Origin of the sequence: Pseudomonas sp. ADAK7, assembly GCF_012935675.1 — a bacterium.
Taxonomy (GTDB): domain Bacteria; phylum Pseudomonadota; class Gammaproteobacteria; order Pseudomonadales; family Pseudomonadaceae; genus Aquipseudomonas.
Map to the genome: position 1 here is coordinate 2,449,900 of NZ_CP052861.1, position 16,980 is coordinate 2,466,879.

Sequence of the window (16,980 nt, forward strand, 5' to 3'; positions counted from 1 at the left end):
GCCTAGTGTTCGCTCGTCTTTTTGCCCTGCCGTATTTCTTCCTTGTCAGCCTCATGATGCTGCTGCCGATGGCGCCTGCCCAGGCCGTCAGTTTGCCGGGGCTGCTCAACAACTCGGCGAAAACCCAGCCCGAAGCCCAGCAACCCTTGGGTCAATCCCTCGACGAAGTGATCAAGTCCCTGGAGAACGACCAGCAGCGCACCAAACTGCTGGCGGACCTGAAGAAGTTGCGCGACGTCACCAAAAAGGCCCAACCGACCGCCGAAGAAGGCGTACTCGGCCTGATCGGCGGCACCCTGGCCAATTTCGAAAAGCAGTTCACCGGCGCCGACAGCCCTGTCACACGCTGGTCCAATGAGTTCGAACTGGCCAAGGATGAATTGTCGGCGCTGATGCTGCCGGCCAATGAATGGCTGCCGATCATCTTTGCCTTTGCCATGATCCTGATGGTCTGGAGCCTGCTGGCGGCCGCGCTGATCTGGGTCAGCCACCGGGTACGCATGCGCTTCGGCCTGACCGAAGAACTGCCGCAACACCCCAAGGCCCTCGACATGCTGCGCTTCGCCCTGCGCAAGCTCGGGCCGTGGCTGATTGCCCTGGTGATGACCGTTTATATGACCTACGCGCTGCCTTCGTCTTTGGGCAAGAGCCTGGCGATGGTGCTGGCCTATGCGCTGGTGGTCGGCACCTGTTTCTCGGCGATCTGTGTGATCGCTTTCTCCGTGCTCGACGGCCCGCACCGCCATCGCGCCTTGTACATCCTGCGCCATCAGGCGTTCCGGCCGTTGTGGCTGATCGGCAGTTTCGCCGCGTTCGGTGAGGCCCTGAGTGATCCGCGCCTGGTCGCCAGTCTCGGCAGCCATCTCGCCCATACCGCCGCAACGGTCGCCAATGTCCTTGCCGCGTTGTCCACCGGCCTGTTCATCCTGCGTTTTCGCCGGCCGATTGCGCATTTGATCCGCAACCAGCCGTTGTCCCGACGCCTGACCCGCCGCGCCCTCAGCGATACCATCGATATCCTCGGCACCTTCTGGTATGTGCCGGCGCTGGTGCTGGTGTGCATTTCGCTGTTCGCCACCTTCATTTCGGCGGGCGACACCAGCACCGCGTTGCGCCAGTCGCTGATCTGCACCGTGCTGCTGGTGTTGTGCATGGTCATCAACGGACTGGTCCGTCGGCACTCGCTGAAACCGCAACGCGGAGTGAAGCGCCACGCACTGTATTCCGATCGTTTGAAAAGCTTCTGCTACACCCTCGCTCACCTGCTGGTGTGGCTGGTGTTTATCGAACTCGGCTTGCGGGTCTGGGGCATGTCGCTGATTGCCTTCACCGAAGGTGAAGGCCATGAAGTCAGCGTCAAGTTGTTCAGCCTCGCCGGCACGCTGATTTTCGCCTGGCTGATCTGGATCCTCAGCGACACCGCCGTGCACCACGCCCTCACCCGCTCACGCAAAGGCCTGGCCAACGCGCGGGCGCAGACGATGATGCCGCTGATCCGCAACGTGCTGTTCGTGGCGATCTTCATCATCGCGCTGATCGTCGCCCTGGCGAACATGGGCATGAACGTCACGCCGCTGCTGGCCGGTGCCGGTGTGATCGGCCTGGCCATCGGTTTTGGTGCGCAGTCGCTGGTCGCCGACTTGATCACCGGCCTATTCATCATCATCGAAGACTCCCTGGCCATCGACGACTACGTGGACGTCGGCGGTCACCTGGGCACCGTCGAAGGCCTGACCATCCGCACCGTGCGCCTGCGCGACATCGACGGCATCGTCCACACCATTCCGTTCAGCGAAATCAAAAGCATCAAGAACTACTCCCGGGAATTCGGCTACGCGATCTTCCGGGTGGCGGTGCCTTCCAACATGGACATCGACGAAGCGATCAAACTGATGCGCGAAGTCGGCCAGAAAATGCGCACCGACCCGCTGCAACGCCGCAACATCTGGTCGCCGCTGGAGATCCAGGGTGTCGAGAGTTTCGAGTCCGGCAACGCGATTCTTCGCGCCCGCTTCAAGACCGCGCCAATCAAGCAGTGGGAAGTGTCCCGGGCATTTAACTTATCGCTCAAGCGCCATCTGGATGAGGCCGGGATGGACCTGGCGACACCGCGCATGAGCGTGCAAGTGGTCACGGCCGGTGGCGGACCGCAGAAGGAATAGCACTTAGGCGCGAGGTTCGGGTCACAGGCAGGGCAGCCAGAAAAACAATAACCATGGAGAAACCCGATGCAGCTCACACGCATTGCCCAGACCGTTTTGCTGACCCTCCTCGCCGGCCATGCCGGCGCCGCAACGCTGGATAGCGCCCGCGAGCAAATCGCCGTTCAGGCCACGGCGCTTGAACCGGAACTGCTGGAAACCCGCCGCGACATCCACGCGCACCCGGAACTGGGCAACACCGAAAAACGCACCGCGGAACTGGTGGCCAAGCAACTGCGGGCCATGGGCCTGGAGGTCAAGACCGGCGTCGCCCGCACCGGCGTGGTCGCCATCCTCAAGGGCGCCCTGCCCGGCCCGACCGTGGCCCTGCGCGCCGACATGGATGCGCTGCCGGTCAAGGAAGTTTCGGACCTGCCCTTCGCCTCGAAAGCCAAGGGCACCTACCTCGATAAAGAAGTCGATGTGATGCACGCCTGTGGCCACGACACCCACACCGCGATCCTGCTGAGCACGGCGAAAATCCTCACCGGCATGCGCGACACCTTGCCCGGCACCGTGGTGTTCTATTTCCAGCCCGCCGAGGAAGGTCCGAGCGACTTCATCCCCGATGGCAAAAACACCTGGGGCGCGAAAATGATGATCGAGGAAGGCGTGATGAAAGCGCCGAAACCGGACGCAGTCTTCGGCCTGCACGTGTGGGCCGGCGTCCCCGCCGGCCAGATCGCCTACCGCCCTGGCCCGACCCTGGCCAGCTCCGACGACCTGCGGATCAAAATCCTCGGCAAACAAACCCACGCCGGCCGCCCGTGGGACGGCATCGACCCGATCACCGTCGGCGCGCAAACCATCGTCGGCCTGCAAACAGTGGTCAGCCGCCGCACCGACATCTCGTCATATCCGTCAGTGGTCAGCATCGGCACCATCAACGGCGGCACCCGCTACAACATCATCCCCGAGTCCGTGGACATGACCGGCACCCTCCGCTCCTACGACTACGGCATCCGCCAGAAACTGCACGCCGACGTACGCCAGACCGTTGAGAAAATCGCCGAGAGCGGCGGCGCGAAGGCTGAAGTGACGATCATCGAGAAATACGACCCGACGATTAACAACCCGGCGCTGACCGAGAAGATGCTACCGACCCTGCGCTGGGCGGCGAAGGATGACGTGGTGCAAGGGCCGCTGGTGGGCGGCGCGGAGGACTTCTCGTTCTATGCCAAGGAAACACCGGGGTTGTTCGTGTTTCTCGGGGTCACGCCGCGGGACCAGGACATGAGCAAAGCGGCGCCGAATCATAATCCGGGGTTCTTTGTCGATGAGTCGGCGTTGGTGGTTGGGGTAAGAACCCTGGCGTCGTTGGCGACCGATTACCTCTATAGCAAACCCTGACGTCATTGTAGGAGCGAGCGGTGCGGCGATCCGACTTGCCCGCGAAGACGTCATTTCAGCCAACAGCAATGTTGAATGTAAGTACGTCTTCGCGGGCAAGTCGGATCGCCGCACCGCTCGCTCCTACAGGGAATCACACGACGTCAACGCCTACATGAATCGCATCGTGGCGCCAAAACTCCAGGTCACAATCGATCAGCCGTTCATGCTGATCGTAATTGACCCGGGCAATCCGCAAGCCCGGGCTCCCCACTGACACCCGCAGCGCCGCCGCCGCATCCACCGACAATGAAGTCGGCACGATCTCGAAGCGCACCCGCCCGTAGTGCAAATCGTAGTGCCGCGCATACAGCTCGGTAATCGACTGATTCAGATCGAAGTCGAGAATCCCCGGAAAATACTGCGGGTTCAGGTAGTGCTCGACATACAACACCAGCCGCCCATCGATGCGCCGGGCCCGGCATATCTGGATCACGCTCGACAACGCCGGCAACTGCAACCACGCACACACCGCCGCCGACGCCGGCTGCAAACGCGCAGAAATCACCTCGGTCGACGGCACCCGCCCCTGGGCGCTGACCATCGCGTGGAAGTGACTGCGCTGCATCAGGTTGTAGGCCAGGCGCGGCGGCGAGACGAACCAGCCACGGCGCTCCTCGCGATAAATCTGGCCCTGCGCTTCCAACTGCAACAACGCTTCGCGCACGGTAATGCGCGTGGTACCGAACAACTCACTGAGCTTGCGCTCGGCCGGCAACTTGCTGCCAGCCGCCAACAGGCCGTGGTCGAGCTGCTCTTGCAGGACCTGGCCAATGGCTGTCACCGCTTTTGTTGCCTCATCGCGCATCAACGTTACCTATCTGGACTAGACCAGCACTGTTTCGGGGCAGAACCGCACGGTAAAACCGGCTCGTTTCAACATTCTGCAAGCCTAGGCAGTGCAGATGACTGAGAGATGACAGCTGCCCAACGGTCATCCCCGGCGCCAGTCAAAACCTTGCAATACATCGGCCAAGTGCCTTGCGTAGCGGGCCTTTGCCCATGGTCTACGCTTACCGGGCACCCGCCAATTCCGGGCAAATAAAAGTCCTGCCGGGCGACCAGCGACATGAAAGTGTCATGCAGTCCCCTTAGATTGGCTCAGGTATTGCTGACCTAGACCAACACAACCGCAATCGCAGCGTTGAAAACGCCCAAAGGAGCTTCGGATGAAACAGCTTTTCCTGGCATCACTGTTAGGCTCGACCATTGCCATGTGCACCGCCGCCATGGCTGCTGATACGGATTTGAAAACTCTTGAAGCCGCTGCGATAGCGGAAGGCGCCGTCAACAGCGTCGGCATGCCCGATGACTGGGCCAACTGGAAAGGCACCTGGGAAGACCTGGCCAAGAACTACGGCCTGAAACACATCGACACCGACATGAGCTCGGCCCAGGAAATCGCCAAGTTCGCCGCTGAAAAAGACAACGCCAGTGCCGACATCGGCGACGTCGGTGCCGCCTTCGGCCCGATCGCGGTCAAGCAAGGCGTGGTGCAACCGTACAAGCCAAGCACCTGGGCACAGGTCCCGGACTGGGCCAAGGACAAGGACGGCAACTGGGCGTTGGCCTACACCGGCACCATCGCATTTATCGTCAACAAGAAGCTGCTGCACGGTTCCGAAGCACCGACCAAATGGGCTGACCTCAAGACCGGCAAATACAAAGTCTCCATCGGTGACGTGAGCACCGCCGCCCAGGCCGCCAACGGTGTACTGGCTGCAGCGCTGGCCAACGGTGGCGACGAGAAGAACCTGCAACCTGCCCTGCTGCTGTTCGCAGACATCGCCAAGCAAGGTCGTCTCTCGATGGCCAACCCGACCATCGCCACCATGGAAAAAGGCGAGATCGAAGTCGGCGTGGTCTGGGACTTCAACGGCCTGAGCTACAAGGCCAAGATGGCTAACCCCGATGACTACACCGTGCTGATTCCATCCGACGGTTCGGTGATTTCCGGTTACACCACCATCATCAACAAATACGCGAAGAACCCGAACGCCGCCAAGCTGACCCGTGAATACATCTTCAGTGACGCCGGCCAGATCAACCTGGCGCGCGGCAACGCTCGTCCGATCCGCGCCGAGCACCTGCAACTGCCGGCCGACGTCCAGGCCAAACTGCTGCCGAACGAGCAGTACAAAGGCGTGACGCCGATCAAGGACGCGGATGCGTGGGAGAAGACCTCCAAGGCCCTGCCGCAGAAGTGGAACGAAGAAGTCATCGTAGAAATGAAGTAATGCTTCATCTGTAGGAGCAAAGCTTGCTCGCGATGCAGGCAACTCGGTCTTCCAGATGGAGCCAACTCGGTCTTCCAAATGACCGAGTTGATACCATCGCGGGCAAGCCTTGCTCCAACAGATTTCGCTGATATTTAAATGTTTTGCGGAGTCATCGCCCCTATGAAGCACAACGTCATCCTTGTCGTGCTCGACGGCCTCAACTACGAAGTCGCGCGCCACGCCATGGGGCACCTGCAGGCTTACGTCGGCGCAGGACGCGCAGCGCTCTACAAACTGGAGTGCGAACTGCCGGCCCTGTCCCGACCGCTGTATGAATGCATCCTGACCGGCGTTACGCCGATCGACAGTGGCATCGTCCACAACAACGTCTCGCGCCTGTCCAACCAGCGCAGCATCTATCACTACGCCCGCGACGCCGGCCTGACCACTGCAGCGGCGGCATATCACTGGGTCAGCGAGTTGTATAACCGTTCGCCGTTCGTGGCCGCCCGGGACCGTCACACCGACGACCCGCAACTGCCGATCCAGCACGGTCACTTCTACTGGAGCGATCACTACCCGGACTCGCACCTGTTCGCCGACGCGGAAAACCTGCGCCTGCGTCATGCGCCGAACTTTCTGTTGATCCACCCGATGAACATCGACGACGCTGGGCACAAGCACGGCCTCGACACCCCGCAATACCGCAACAGCGCACGCTTCGCCGACATTTACCTCGCGGATTACCTGCAAGGCTGGCTCGACGCCGGGTATCAAGTGCTGGTGACCGCCGATCACGGCATGAACAACGACCGCTCCCACAACGGCCTGTTGCCGGAAGAGCGCGAAGTGCCGCTGTTCGTCCTCGGCGACGCCTTCAGCTTCAATGCCGGCGCCGCACCGAAACAGACGGAGATCTGCGGCACCGTCTGCGAACTGCTGGGCGTGGCCCACGACAAACCTGTGTGCCGGGAGCTGCTCAAGTGAATTCTATAACCCGCGGCAAATGGCTGGCGGCCTTATGTTTGGTGCCCTTCGCGCTGTTCTTTATCGTGTTCGAAATCGCCCCACTGGTGTGGGTGATGATCAACAGCCTGCAATCGGAAGAGTTCGGCTGGGGCATCGAAAACTTCACCAAGATCTTCAGTTCGAAGTTCTACTTGCAGGCGATCCAGTACAGCCTCGAGATCAGTTTCTGGTCCAGCGTGTTCGGGATCATCATCGCAGTGCTTGGCGCCTATTCCTTGCGCCGGGTCGACTCGAAACTGCGCAACTTCGTCAACGCCTTCGCCAACATGACCAGCAACTTTGCCGGTGTGCCGTTGGCCTTCGCCTTCATCATTCTGCTGGGCTTCAACGGCAGCTTCACCATCATGCTCAAGCAGGCCGGGATCATTCAGGATTTCAACCTGTACTCGAAAACCGGGCTGATCATTCTCTACACCTACTTCCAGATTCCCCTCGGCGTGCTGCTGCTCTACCCGGCCTTCGATGCCCTGCGCGAAGACTGGCGCGAGTCCGCCGAACTGCTTGGCGCCAATGGCTGGCAATACTGGCGCCACATCGGTTTGCCGGTGCTGACCCCGGCGCTGCTCGGCACCTTCGTCATCCTGCTGGCCAACGCCCTCGGCGCCTACGCCACGGTCTACGCGCTGACCACCGGCAACTTCAACGTGCTGCCGATCCGCATCGCAGCAATGGTGTCTGGCGACATTTCCCTGGATCCGAACCTCGCCAGTGCCCTGGCCGTGGTGCTGGTGGCGTTGATGACCCTGGTGACCATCGTGCATCAGCTGCTGTTGAAGAGGAGCTACCATGTCTCGCGCTGAATTAGGGCCGGTCGGTGTCTACCACCGGGTCGTGGTGTATCTGCTGTTCGCCATTCTGCTGCTACCGCTGGCCGGTACGCTGATCTACTCGATCGCCAGCAGTTGGTCGGCGACCATTCTGCCCAGCGGCTTCACCTTCAAATGGTACGTGCAGCTGTGGAGCGATCCGCGTTTTTTGCATGCCTTCGGCCAGTCGCTGCTGGTGTGCGTCGGAGCGCTGATTCTTTCGGTGGTGCTGATTCTGCCGCTGCTGTTCGTGGTGCATTACCACTTCCCGAAACTCGATGCGCTGATGAACATCCTGATCCTGCTGCCCTTCGCGGTGCCGCCGGTGGTGTCGTCGGTAGGGTTGCTGCAACTCTACGGTTCCGGGCCGTTTGCGATGGTCGGGACGCCGTGGATTCTGATCGGCTGCTACTTCACCGTGGCGCTGCCGTTCATGTACCGCGCGATCACCAACAACCTGCAAGCGATCAACCTGCGCGACCTGATGGACGCCGCCCAACTGCTCGGTGCCAGCACCTTTCAAGCGGCGTACCTGGTGGTGCTGCCGAACTTGCGCAAGGGTTTGATGGTGGCGTTGCTGCTGTCGTTCTCGTTCCTGTTCGGCGAGTTCGTGTTCGCCAACATCCTGGTCGGCACCCGCTACGAAACCCTGCAGGTGTACCTCAACAACATGCGTAACAGCAGCGGCCATTTCACCAGTGCGCTGGTGATTTCCTACTTCTTCTTTGTGCTGGTTCTGACCTGGGCGGCCAATATCTTGAACAAGGACAAAAGCGAATGAGCTATGTCAGCGTCCAACATCTGCAGAAAAACTACGCCGGCACCACCGTGTTCAGCGACATCAATTGCGAAATCCAGAAGGGCGAATTCGTCACCCTCCTCGGCCCGTCCGGTTGCGGCAAGTCCACGCTGCTGCGCTGCATCGCCGGGCTGACCTCGGTGGATGGCGGCAAGATCCTGCTCGATGGCGTCGATATCGTGCCGCTGAGCCCGCAGAAACGCGGGATCGGCATGGTGTTCCAGAGTTACGCGCTGTTCCCGAACATGACCGTGGAACAGAACGTCGCCTTCGGATTGCGCATGCAAAAGGTCAACGCCGACGACAGCCACAAGCGCGTCGCCGAAGTGCTGAAACTGGTGGAGCTGAATGACTTCGCCACGCGTTATCCGCATCAGCTGTCCGGCGGCCAATGTCAGCGGGTGGCACTGGCCCGCTCGCTGGTCACCCGTCCACGGCTGTTGCTGCTGGATGAACCGTTGTCGGCCCTGGATGCACGGATTCGCAAGCACCTGCGCGAACAGATCCGTGCGATCCAGCGCGAACTCGGCCTGACTACGATTTTCGTCACACACGATCAGGAAGAAGCCCTGACCATGTCTGACCGGATTTTCCTGATGAATCAGGGAAAGATCGTACAGAGCGGCGATGCCGAGACCCTTTACACTGCGCCGGTGGATGTGTTCGCCGCCGGCTTCATCGGCAACTACAACCTGCTGGACGCCGATGCCGCCTCGAAGTTGCTGCAACGGCCGATCAGCCACCGCATCGCGATTCGCCCGGAGGCCATCGAACTGAGCCTCAACGGCGAACTCGATGCGCAAATCCGCAGCCACAGCCTGTTGGGTAATGTGATTCGCTACCGGGTCGAAGCCCGGGGCGTGGAATTGGTGGTGGATGTGCTGAACCGCTCGGCGGCCGACCTGCATCCCGATGGTCAGCGCCTGGCGCTTTCCATCGATCCGACGGCCCTGTGTGAGGTAGCCTGATGCCTTTGCTGATGTTGAAGAGAGAACTGCACTGATGGCCCTGGCAATTTTTGATCTGGACGAAACCCTGATCCACGGCGACTGCGCCACCCTTTGGAGCGAACAGATGGGCCGGTTGGGCTGGGTCGATCCCGAATCGTTCATGCGGCAGAACAACCAACTGATGGACGCCTACAGCCACGGCAAGCTGCGGATGGAGGACTACATGACCTTCAGCCTGGAACCGATGATCGGCCGTACGCCGGAAGAGGTCGATCACCTGGTCGGCCCTTGGGTTGAAGACTTTATCGAACCGATTATCTTCAGCGACGCCACCAAAGCCATCGCCGCCCACCGCAAGGCCGGCGACCGGATCCTGGTGATCTCGGCGTCGGGCACGCACCTGGTGCGACCGATTGCCGATCGCCTGGGGATCGACGAGATTCTCGCGATCGAACTGGAAGTGGCCCATGGGGTTTATAGCGGCCACACGGTCGGCACACTGACCTACCGCGAAGGCAAGATCACCCGCTTGCTGGAGTGGCTGGATGCCGAAGAGGAAAACCTCGAAGGCGCGAGTTTCTACTCGGACTCACGCAATGACCTGCCGTTGTTGCTGAAGGTGGATTTCCCGCATGTGGTGAATCCGGATCCGGTGTTGCTTGAGCATGCCGAAAAGGCCGGCTGGCCGATCCATCTCTGGAAATAACCTCCACCTGATCGTTCCCACGCTCCGCGTGGGAATGCCTCAATGGGCGCTCTGCGTCCGCTGTTGGGACGCGGAGCGTCCCGGGCTGCATTCCCACGCGGAGCGTTGGAACGATCAGTGACAAGGCTCAGGTCAGGCTTTCGTCAATCAACAACACCAACTTCCCCGCCACCTTATTGCTCGCCAACTCTGCAAACGCCGCTTCGGCATCCTTGATCGCAAACGCCTTGGCCAACTGTGGCTTCAACCGCCCTTCCGCAAACAACGGCCACACATGCTGGCTCAGATCACTGAACAGATCGGCCTTGAACTGATCGTCCCGGCTGCGCAAGGTCGAACCCAGCAGTTGCACGCGCTTGCCCAACACCTGCGCCAGATCCAGCTTCGCCTCGCGGCCACCCATCAGACCGATCAGCACCCAACGACCATCGAGGGCGGTCAGCTTGAGATTCAGCGCCGCGTAATTGCCGCCCACCGGATCCAGGATCACATTGAACGGCCCCAGGTCACTCAAGCTCTCCAGATCCCCGGTGCGCACCACGCCGCCCTGGGCGCCCAAGGCTTCGCAGTACGCCAATCGCTCGGCGGACCCGACGCTGACCCAGCACGGGCTGCCAAACGCCTTACACAACTGAATGGCGGCTGAACCGATTCCACTTGCCCCGGCGTGCAGCAGAACTTTCTCACCGGGTTTGAGGCCGGCCAGATGAAATAAATTTAACCAAACAGTCGCGTAGACCTCGGGCAGCGCCGCCGCCTCGGCCAACGACAAACCTTCAGGCACCGGCAGCACGTGCCGTCCGTCGACAACCACCTCTTCGGCCATCCCGCCCCCGGCCAGCAAGGCGCAGACCCGGTCCCCCACCTGCCAGGACGAGCCCGCACCGACCTCGCTGATCACCCCCGAACACTCAAGACCCAGCACCTGACTGGCTCCCGGCGGTGGCGGATAAAGGCCTGCCTTCTGTAACAAATCGGCGCGATTGAGGCCCGCTGCCGCCACACGGATCCGAACTTGTCCTACATCACACGTAGGACTCGGCTCTTCAACCCACTCCACTTGACCGTCAACGCCTTGCAATGCTTTCACAGTGCCTCCATAGTGAGTCTGGACTGAGCCCGTAGCTGTAGCGCCGGGCTTTCTTGCATTATGTGACCGGCCCTTTGTGGAACCGGCGACTTCAAAGACGGCCTAATATGCGTGATCAATTGTCCCCGCGTCGAATCAGCATGAAGCATCTGTTCCCCAGCACCGCCCTAGCCCTATTTATCGGTATCGGCCTCTTGCCGTTATCGAGCAATTCGTTTGCCGCCAATAGCTGGGACAACCTTCAGCCTGATCGTGACGAAGTAATCGCCAGTCTGAACGTCGTCGAGCTGCTCAAGCGCCATCACTACAGCAAGCCGCCGCTCGATGACGCGCGCTCGGTGATTATCTACGACAGCTACCTCAAGCTGCTGGATCCGTCGCGCAGCTACTTCATGGCCAGCGACATTGCCGAATTCGACAAGTGGAAAACCCAGTTTGACGACTTCCTCAAAAGCGGCGACCTGAACGCCGGGTTCACCATCTACAAGCGCTACCTGGACCGCGTCAAAGCGCGTCTGGACTTTGCCCTTGCAGAGTTGAACAAGGGCGTCGACAAAATCGACTTCACCACCAAGGAATCCTTGCTGATCGATCGCAAGGACGCCCCGTGGCTCAAGTCCACCGCCGAGCTCGACGACCTGTGGCGCAAACGCGTCAAGGACGAAGTGCTGCGCCAGAAGATCTCCGGCAAGGATTCCAAGCAGATCCAGGAAACCCTGACCAAGCGCTACAAGAACCAGTTGGCGCGCCTGGACCAGACCCGTCCGGAAGACATCTTCCAGGCGTACATCAACACCTTCGCCATGTCCTATGACCCGCATACCAACTATCTGTCGCCGGATAACGCGGAAAACTTCGACATCAACATGAGCCTGTCCCTCGAGGGCATCGGCGCCGTGTTGCAGAGCGATAACGACCAGGTCAAAGTCGTGCGCCTGGTGCCGGCAGGTCCGGCTGACAAGACCAAACTGGTGGCCCCGGCCGACAAGATCATCGGCGTGGCCCAGGGCAACAAAGAGATGGTCGACGTGGTCGGCTGGCGCCTGGACGAAGTGGTCAAGCTGATCCGTGGGCCGAAGGGCACCATCGTGCGCCTGGAAGTGATCCCGGCCAGCAATGCGCCAAACGACCAGACCAGCAAGATCGTGCCGATCACCCGCGAAGCGGTGAAGCTTGAAGATCAGGCGGTGAAAAAGTCGGTCCTCAACCTGAAACAGGATGGCAAGGACTACAAGCTCGGCGTCATCGAGATCCCGGCCTTCTACCTGGACTTCAAGGCGTTCCGTGCTGGCGATCCGGATTACAAGAGCACCACCCGCGACGTCAAAAAACTGCTGACCGAGTTGCAGAAAGACAAAGTCGACGGCGTGGTCATCGACCTGCGCAACAACGGCGGCGGTTCCTTGCAGGAAGCCACCGAGCTGACCAGTCTGTTCATCGACAAAGGTCCGACCGTACTCGTGCGTAATGCCGATGGCCGGGTCGATGTGCTGGAAGACGAAAATCCGGGGGCGTTCTACAAAGGCCCGATGGCGTTGCTGGTCAACCGCTTGTCGGCCTCGGCTTCGGAGATTTTCGCCGGCGCCATGCAGGACTACCACCGCGCCTTGATCATCGGTGGCCAGACCTTCGGCAAAGGCACCGTGCAGACCATTCAGCCGCTGAACCATGGCGAACTGAAACTGACCCTGGCCAAGTTCTACCGGGTCTCCGGCCAGAGCACCCAGCATCAGGGCGTACTGCCGGATGTGGATTTCCCGTCGATCATCGACACCAAGGAAATCGGCGAAAGCGCACTGCCGGAAGCCATGCCGTGGGACACCATCAAAGCCTCGATCAAACCGGCAACCGACCCGTTCAAGCCGTACATCGCCGAGCTCAAGTCCGAGCATGACGTACGTTCGGCCAAAGACGCGGAGTTCGTGTTCATCCGCGACAAGCTGGCCCTGGCCCAGAAGCTGATGGAAGAAAAAACCGTCAGCCTCAACGAAGCCGATCGTCGCAAGCAACATGCCGACATCGAAGCCAAGCAACTGGTCATGGAAAACATCCGTCGCAAGGCCAAGGGCGAAGAACCGCTCAAAGAGCTGAAGAAAGAAGACGAAGATGCGATCGCGGCCGAGCCGGACAAGGTCAAGCCGGAAGACGATGCCTACCTGAGCGAAACCGGGCGAGTGCTGCTGGATTACTTGAAACTGAGTAACCAGGTGGCCAAGCACTAAGATGATGGCAATTTAATGTTGACGCTCCCCGGAGCGTCATCAAACAGTCATCATTCTGTCGTGAAATGAAGGACTGGGAGCTCACTGCTCCCAGTCCTTTTTTTATCGCCAGAGAACGCCATGACCACGACCGAACAGCTGAGTGCCTTGAGTTCAATACTGGCTCAAAGCGGTTTGCACAGCCTGTTCCAGCCGATCATCTCCCTCTCTGAACGACGAATTGTCGGCTACGAAGCCCTGAGCCGTGGTCCCTCCAACAGCCCGCTGCACTCCCCCATCGCCCTGTTCGCCGTGGCCCGTCAGGCCGGGCGCCTCAGTGAGTTGGAAATCGCCTGCCGCCAGAGCGCATGCCGGCGGTTCAATGACCAGCAACTGCCGGGCAAGTTGTTCCTCAACGTGTCGCCGGAATCCCTGCTCGAAGCCGCCCATCAACCCGGGCGCACCCTGCAATTGCTCCAGGATTTCGGCATCCCGCCCAGCCAGGTAGTGATCGAACTCACCGAACAAACCCCGACCGATGATTTCCAGTTGCTGCAAAACGCCTTGCATCACTATCGGGCGATGGGGTTTTCCATCGCGCTGGATGATCTGGGCGCGGGGTATTCGAGTTTGCGTTTGTGGTCGGAGCTGCGCCCGGACTACGTGAAGATTGATCGGCACTTCATCGACGGCATCCACCAGGACGCGCTCAAGCGTGAGTTCGTCGGTTCGATCCTGCAAATCGCCAAAGCCTCCCGCGCGCAAGTGATCGCCGAAGGTATCGAGTTGCCGGAAGAACTCGCGGTGCTGACCGAAATGGGTGTCGATCTGGTGCAGGGTTATCTGCTTTGCCGCCCGCAAGAGCATCCGCCGCGGGACGCTCGAACCCTGATGCCCAAACAGGAAAGCACGGCTGTGGCGCTAAATGATGACAGCAGCGACCTCAGCGCCCTGCTCAACGATCAACCGGCCGTGCACCGCGACACGCCGACAGCCGAGGTGCTGGAAGCCTTCCGCCGCCAGGCCAACCTCAACTCCCTGGCGGTGCTCGACGAACAAGGCCAGCCCTGCGGCATCGTCCACCGCCATTCGCTCTCCGACGCACTGCTCAAGCCCTTCGCCACTGACCTCTTTGCGCGCAAACCCATCAGCCGCCTGATGAATGACGACTTCCTCGCCGTCGAGATGAGCCAGTCGCTGCAACAAGTCAGCCGCCTCATCACCAGCCGCGCCCGGCAACGCATCGAAGAAGACTTCATCATCACCCTCAACGGCGGTTATTTGGGATTGGGCCGAGTCATCGACGTGCTCAAACTGATCACCGAACTCAAGATCCAACAAGCCCGCTACGCCAACCCGCTGACCCTGTTGCCCGGCAACGTGCCGATCCAGCAATGCCTGACACGGCTGCTGCAACAGGCGCGGGAATCGGTGATCTGCTACGTCGACATCGACAGCTTCAAACCCTTCAACGACATCTACGGCTACGGCCGGGGGGATGAAGTCCTACTGTGTCTGGCGCAATGTCTGAATGATCGTGTCGATCCTTCCCGCGACTTTGTCGGGCATATCGGTGGTGATGACTTCTTACTGGTGCTTGGGCCGGAAGACTGGCGCAAACGGTTGAACCAGTTGCTGGATGATTTCCATAGCCAGTGTCGGCGGTTCTATCGCGCTGAACATCTGGAGGCTGGGTGTTTTATCGCGCCCAACCGCCAGGGTGTAAGGCAGGAGTTTCCGTTGTTGTCGTTGTCGATTGGCGTAGTACATCTGCACCCGGAGGCCTGTGGACAACTCGATGCCAGCCAGTTGGCCGAGATGGCATCACAAGCCAAACACCACGCGAAGAATGTTCCGGGGCACAGCGTGCATGTGATTGATAGCCTCGCAATGCCCGAAGCTGAAGACACACTACTCGCCGGCCATCGCTAATCTGATCGTTCCCACGCTCCGCGTGGGACGATCATCATTCTTTGATCATGAGCTTGTGGAATGGGTCTTAGTGTAACTAAGCGATCAACTTCGCAAGTTTTAACAAAGGTTTACACCAGCCAAAAACTTCATCCGGTATAGTTTTTCGCAACTCGCGAAGCCTGGATAAAACTTAATGCAGTCGAGCAACAATCTAGTAGATCCTGAACTTATAAACATTCGACGACTGTTCGCCACTCCCCTGGCAAGTATCCAGTACCCCGACGCCGAAAGACTTAATGCTGAACTGAAAACCATCGTCATCAATCGTATGGCGCAAGATCGCAACGGCGCGCAACGTAGCAATGATGGTGGCTGGCAATCTACGCACGACTTCCCTGAATGGGGAGGAGAAGCCTGCGAGGCTTTAGTGAGGTTTGCCACTGCGTTCGCCAAGCAACTGACCGCGGTTCATAGCGAGCAATACGGATTAACCGAGCCCAGTTTCGAATGGAAACTCAACGCTTGGGCAAACGTGAATGAGGCGGGCCACAGCAATTCACTGCATGGGCACCCTGGAGCGTTTTGGTCAGGGGTTTACTGGGTCGACGCCGGCGGCAGGGAGGATGATCCAGCTGTCGGAGGTGATCTGGAGTTTATGGACCCGCGCGGCATGGTTGCATCGACATACAACCCTGCTCTGCGAATGAGAGTCGAAGATTGCCTTACTGCCGGGTTTAGTTGTACTTGTGCCGCCAGAAGTGGAACTTTCATCATGTTTCCATCGTGGCTAATGCATTCAGTAAGACGTTTTGAAGGGGCGAGACCGCGAATCTCGATTGCTTTTAACTTTGGTGCTTAACGAGATATCAATTTACTTGAACCACCGCTAACTTCGTCGACACATCTAAATACCCGCTATTGACCAATTAAAAAGATCGCAGCCTTCGGCAGCTCCTACAGAAGAATGGTATCCATCCCGTAGGAGCCGCCGAAGGCTGCGATCTTTTGATCTTGATCTTGATCCTGATCTTGTGGCGAGGGGGCTTGCCCCCGTTGGGCTGCGCAGCGGCCCCAAAACCTGCAATCCAGATTTTTCTGGTGCACCGCGGTGCATGGTTTAGCGACTGCTTCGCAGTCGAACGGGGGTAAACCCCCTCGCCACAGAACAGCGCTAGGCGTTATTCCGATGGCATCGCCCGCAACCGCCGGCCAAGCACATCCAGCACATCACAGCCATCTCGCAACGGAATGGCGCACAACAAGGCAAAGTCGCTAAGGATGAAGGATTCACAATCGATCGAACCCCGCATGGACATGTTCTCCAGCACTTGGGTTACTGCGCGGATTCGGTAATGGGCGGCGTCATATAAAACATCAAGTGGCGCGCGGGTATCGACGAACAAGGTCGGCATGTCGTCGCAATTGCTGGTGAGCGCCATGAAGCGGCTTTCGGGGTGAGGAATTGGTTTTTCGTAGGGTGGATCGGGATGAAGTGTTGGCATTTTTCAAACCTTAAAAGTGTGATGGAAACTGCCATCCACCTTCCTACAGGTTAGGGTGGCAGCTATGCGCGGGGTAGGAATATCGAGACTTTTAAGGCAAAACTCGACCACACCGAAGCGTGCCCGCACACAGCCGCCGCAGCGAATCTTACGGACGCAATTCAACGGCCGCAA

General features: G+C 59.6%; 14 protein-coding genes. 11 read left to right on the forward strand and 3 right to left on the reverse strand.

The genetic code is table 11. The features are described from left to right. Positions 1–5: 5 nt before the first annotated feature. Positions 6–2,162, forward strand: a complete 2,157-nt coding sequence (locus HKK53_RS11425) for a mechanosensitive ion channel family protein (RefSeq protein WP_169370908.1) — start codon at positions 6–8, stop codon at positions 2,160–2,162. A gap of 66 nt (positions 2,163–2,228) precedes the next feature. Next, positions 2,229–3,551, forward strand: a complete 1,323-nt coding sequence (locus HKK53_RS11430; protein WP_169370909.1) for an amidohydrolase — start codon at positions 2,229–2,231, stop codon at positions 3,549–3,551. A gap of 133 nt (positions 3,552–3,684) precedes the next feature. Here the strand turns inward: HKK53_RS11430 and HKK53_RS11435 are convergent, their stop codons facing one another. Continuing rightward, entirely contained in the window at positions 3,685–4,398 is a 714-nt protein-coding gene (locus HKK53_RS11435; protein WP_123510692.1) for a UTRA domain-containing protein, read from the reverse strand. A gap of 361 nt (positions 4,399–4,759) precedes the next feature. Between HKK53_RS11435 and HKK53_RS11440 the strand changes: the two genes are divergently transcribed. From HKK53_RS11440 to HKK53_RS11465, 6 genes are all read left to right on the forward strand, one after another. Next, complete coding sequence (locus tag HKK53_RS11440) at positions 4,760–5,827, forward strand: ABC transporter substrate-binding protein (protein ID WP_169370910.1); 1,068 nt, start codon at positions 4,760–4,762, stop codon at positions 5,825–5,827. A gap of 162 nt (positions 5,828–5,989) precedes the next feature. Then, positions 5,990–6,796, forward strand: coding sequence for an alkaline phosphatase family protein (locus tag HKK53_RS11445; RefSeq protein ID WP_169370911.1), 807 nt, complete (start codon positions 5,990–5,992; stop codon positions 6,794–6,796). Then, the gene (locus HKK53_RS11450; RefSeq protein ID WP_169370912.1) at positions 6,793–7,638 is read left to right on the forward strand and encodes an ABC transporter permease; all 846 of its coding nucleotides are present in this window, start codon (positions 6,793–6,795) and stop codon (positions 7,636–7,638) included. The genes HKK53_RS11445 and HKK53_RS11450 overlap by 4 nt, the downstream gene beginning before the upstream one ends. Then, on the forward strand, positions 7,625–8,425 hold the full coding sequence (locus HKK53_RS11455) for an ABC transporter permease (RefSeq protein ID WP_169370913.1): 801 nt from the start codon (positions 7,625–7,627) through the stop codon (positions 8,423–8,425). Before HKK53_RS11450 ends, HKK53_RS11455 begins: the two co-directional genes overlap by 14 nt. Then, on the forward strand, positions 8,422–9,411 hold the full coding sequence (locus tag HKK53_RS11460; protein ID WP_169370914.1) for an ABC transporter ATP-binding protein: 990 nt from the start codon (positions 8,422–8,424) through the stop codon (positions 9,409–9,411). The genes HKK53_RS11455 and HKK53_RS11460 overlap by 4 nt, the downstream gene beginning before the upstream one ends. A 34-nt stretch (positions 9,412–9,445) precedes the next feature. Continuing rightward, positions 9,446–10,099 carry an HAD family hydrolase gene (locus HKK53_RS11465; RefSeq protein ID WP_169370915.1) on the forward strand — a complete coding sequence of 218 codons (654 nt, stop codon included), beginning with the start codon at positions 9,446–9,448 and terminating at the stop codon, positions 10,097–10,099. Positions 10,100–10,226: 127 nt separating this feature from the next. Here the strand turns inward: HKK53_RS11465 and HKK53_RS11470 are convergent, their stop codons facing one another. Continuing rightward, positions 10,227–11,189 (reverse strand): NAD(P)H-quinone oxidoreductase, encoded by a 963-nt coding sequence (locus HKK53_RS11470; protein ID WP_169370916.1) that lies wholly within the window; start codon positions 11,187–11,189, stop codon positions 10,227–10,229. A gap of 140 nt (positions 11,190–11,329) precedes the next feature. Between HKK53_RS11470 and HKK53_RS11475 the strand changes: the two genes are divergently transcribed. The 3 genes from HKK53_RS11475 to HKK53_RS11485 all read left to right on the forward strand — a co-directional run bounded on the left by HKK53_RS11475 (position 11,330) and on the right by HKK53_RS11485 (position 16,163). After that, the gene (locus tag HKK53_RS11475) at positions 11,330–13,411 is read left to right on the forward strand and encodes a carboxy terminal-processing peptidase (RefSeq protein WP_169374228.1); all 2,082 of its coding nucleotides are present in this window, start codon (positions 11,330–11,332) and stop codon (positions 13,409–13,411) included. A 120-nt stretch (positions 13,412–13,531) separates the two neighbouring features. Further along, the gene (locus tag HKK53_RS11480; RefSeq protein ID WP_169370917.1) at positions 13,532–15,322 is read left to right on the forward strand and encodes a bifunctional diguanylate cyclase/phosphodiesterase; all 1,791 of its coding nucleotides are present in this window, start codon (positions 13,532–13,534) and stop codon (positions 15,320–15,322) included. Between the two features lie 175 nt (positions 15,323–15,497). Further along, positions 15,498–16,163, forward strand: coding sequence for a TIGR02466 family protein (locus HKK53_RS11485; protein WP_169370918.1), 666 nt, complete (start codon positions 15,498–15,500; stop codon positions 16,161–16,163). Between the two features lie 319 nt (positions 16,164–16,482). Here HKK53_RS11485 and HKK53_RS11490 read toward each other — a convergent pair whose 3' ends face one another. Next, positions 16,483–16,806: a hypothetical protein gene (locus HKK53_RS11490; protein WP_169370919.1), complete on the reverse strand. Its 324-nt coding sequence runs from the start codon at positions 16,804–16,806 to the stop codon at positions 16,483–16,485. Positions 16,807–16,980: the final 174 nt, after the last annotated feature.

What these genes read in the sequence shown, in the direction of transcription:
- HKK53_RS11430 (WP_169370909.1), top strand. Translation starts at nt 2,229, where the DNA reads ATGCAGCTCACACGCATTGCCCAGACCGTTTTGCTGACCCTCCTCGCC.
- HKK53_RS11445 (WP_169370911.1), top strand. Translation starts at nt 5,990, where the DNA reads ATGAAGCACAACGTCATCCTTGTCGTGCTCGACGGCCTCAACTACGAA.
- HKK53_RS11465 (WP_169370915.1), top strand. Translation starts at nt 9,446, where the DNA reads ATGGCCCTGGCAATTTTTGATCTGGACGAAACCCTGATCCACGGCGAC.
- HKK53_RS11460 (WP_169370914.1), top strand. Translation starts at nt 8,422, where the DNA reads ATGAGCTATGTCAGCGTCCAACATCTGCAGAAAAACTACGCCGGCACC.
- HKK53_RS11485 (WP_169370918.1), top strand. Translation starts at nt 15,498, where the DNA reads ATGCAGTCGAGCAACAATCTAGTAGATCCTGAACTTATAAACATTCGA.
- HKK53_RS11475 (WP_169374228.1), top strand. Translation starts at nt 11,330, where the DNA reads ATGAAGCATCTGTTCCCCAGCACCGCCCTAGCCCTATTTATCGGTATC.
- HKK53_RS11455 (WP_169370913.1), top strand. Translation starts at nt 7,625, where the DNA reads ATGTCTCGCGCTGAATTAGGGCCGGTCGGTGTCTACCACCGGGTCGTG.
- HKK53_RS11490 (WP_169370919.1), bottom strand. Translation starts at nt 16,806, where the DNA reads ATGCCAACACTTCATCCCGATCCACCCTACGAAAAACCAATTCCTCAC.
- HKK53_RS11480 (WP_169370917.1), top strand. Translation starts at nt 13,532, where the DNA reads ATGACCACGACCGAACAGCTGAGTGCCTTGAGTTCAATACTGGCTCAA.
- HKK53_RS11440 (WP_169370910.1), top strand. Translation starts at nt 4,760, where the DNA reads ATGAAACAGCTTTTCCTGGCATCACTGTTAGGCTCGACCATTGCCATG.
- HKK53_RS11435 (WP_123510692.1), bottom strand. Translation starts at nt 4,398, where the DNA reads ATGCGCGATGAGGCAACAAAAGCGGTGACAGCCATTGGCCAGGTCCTG.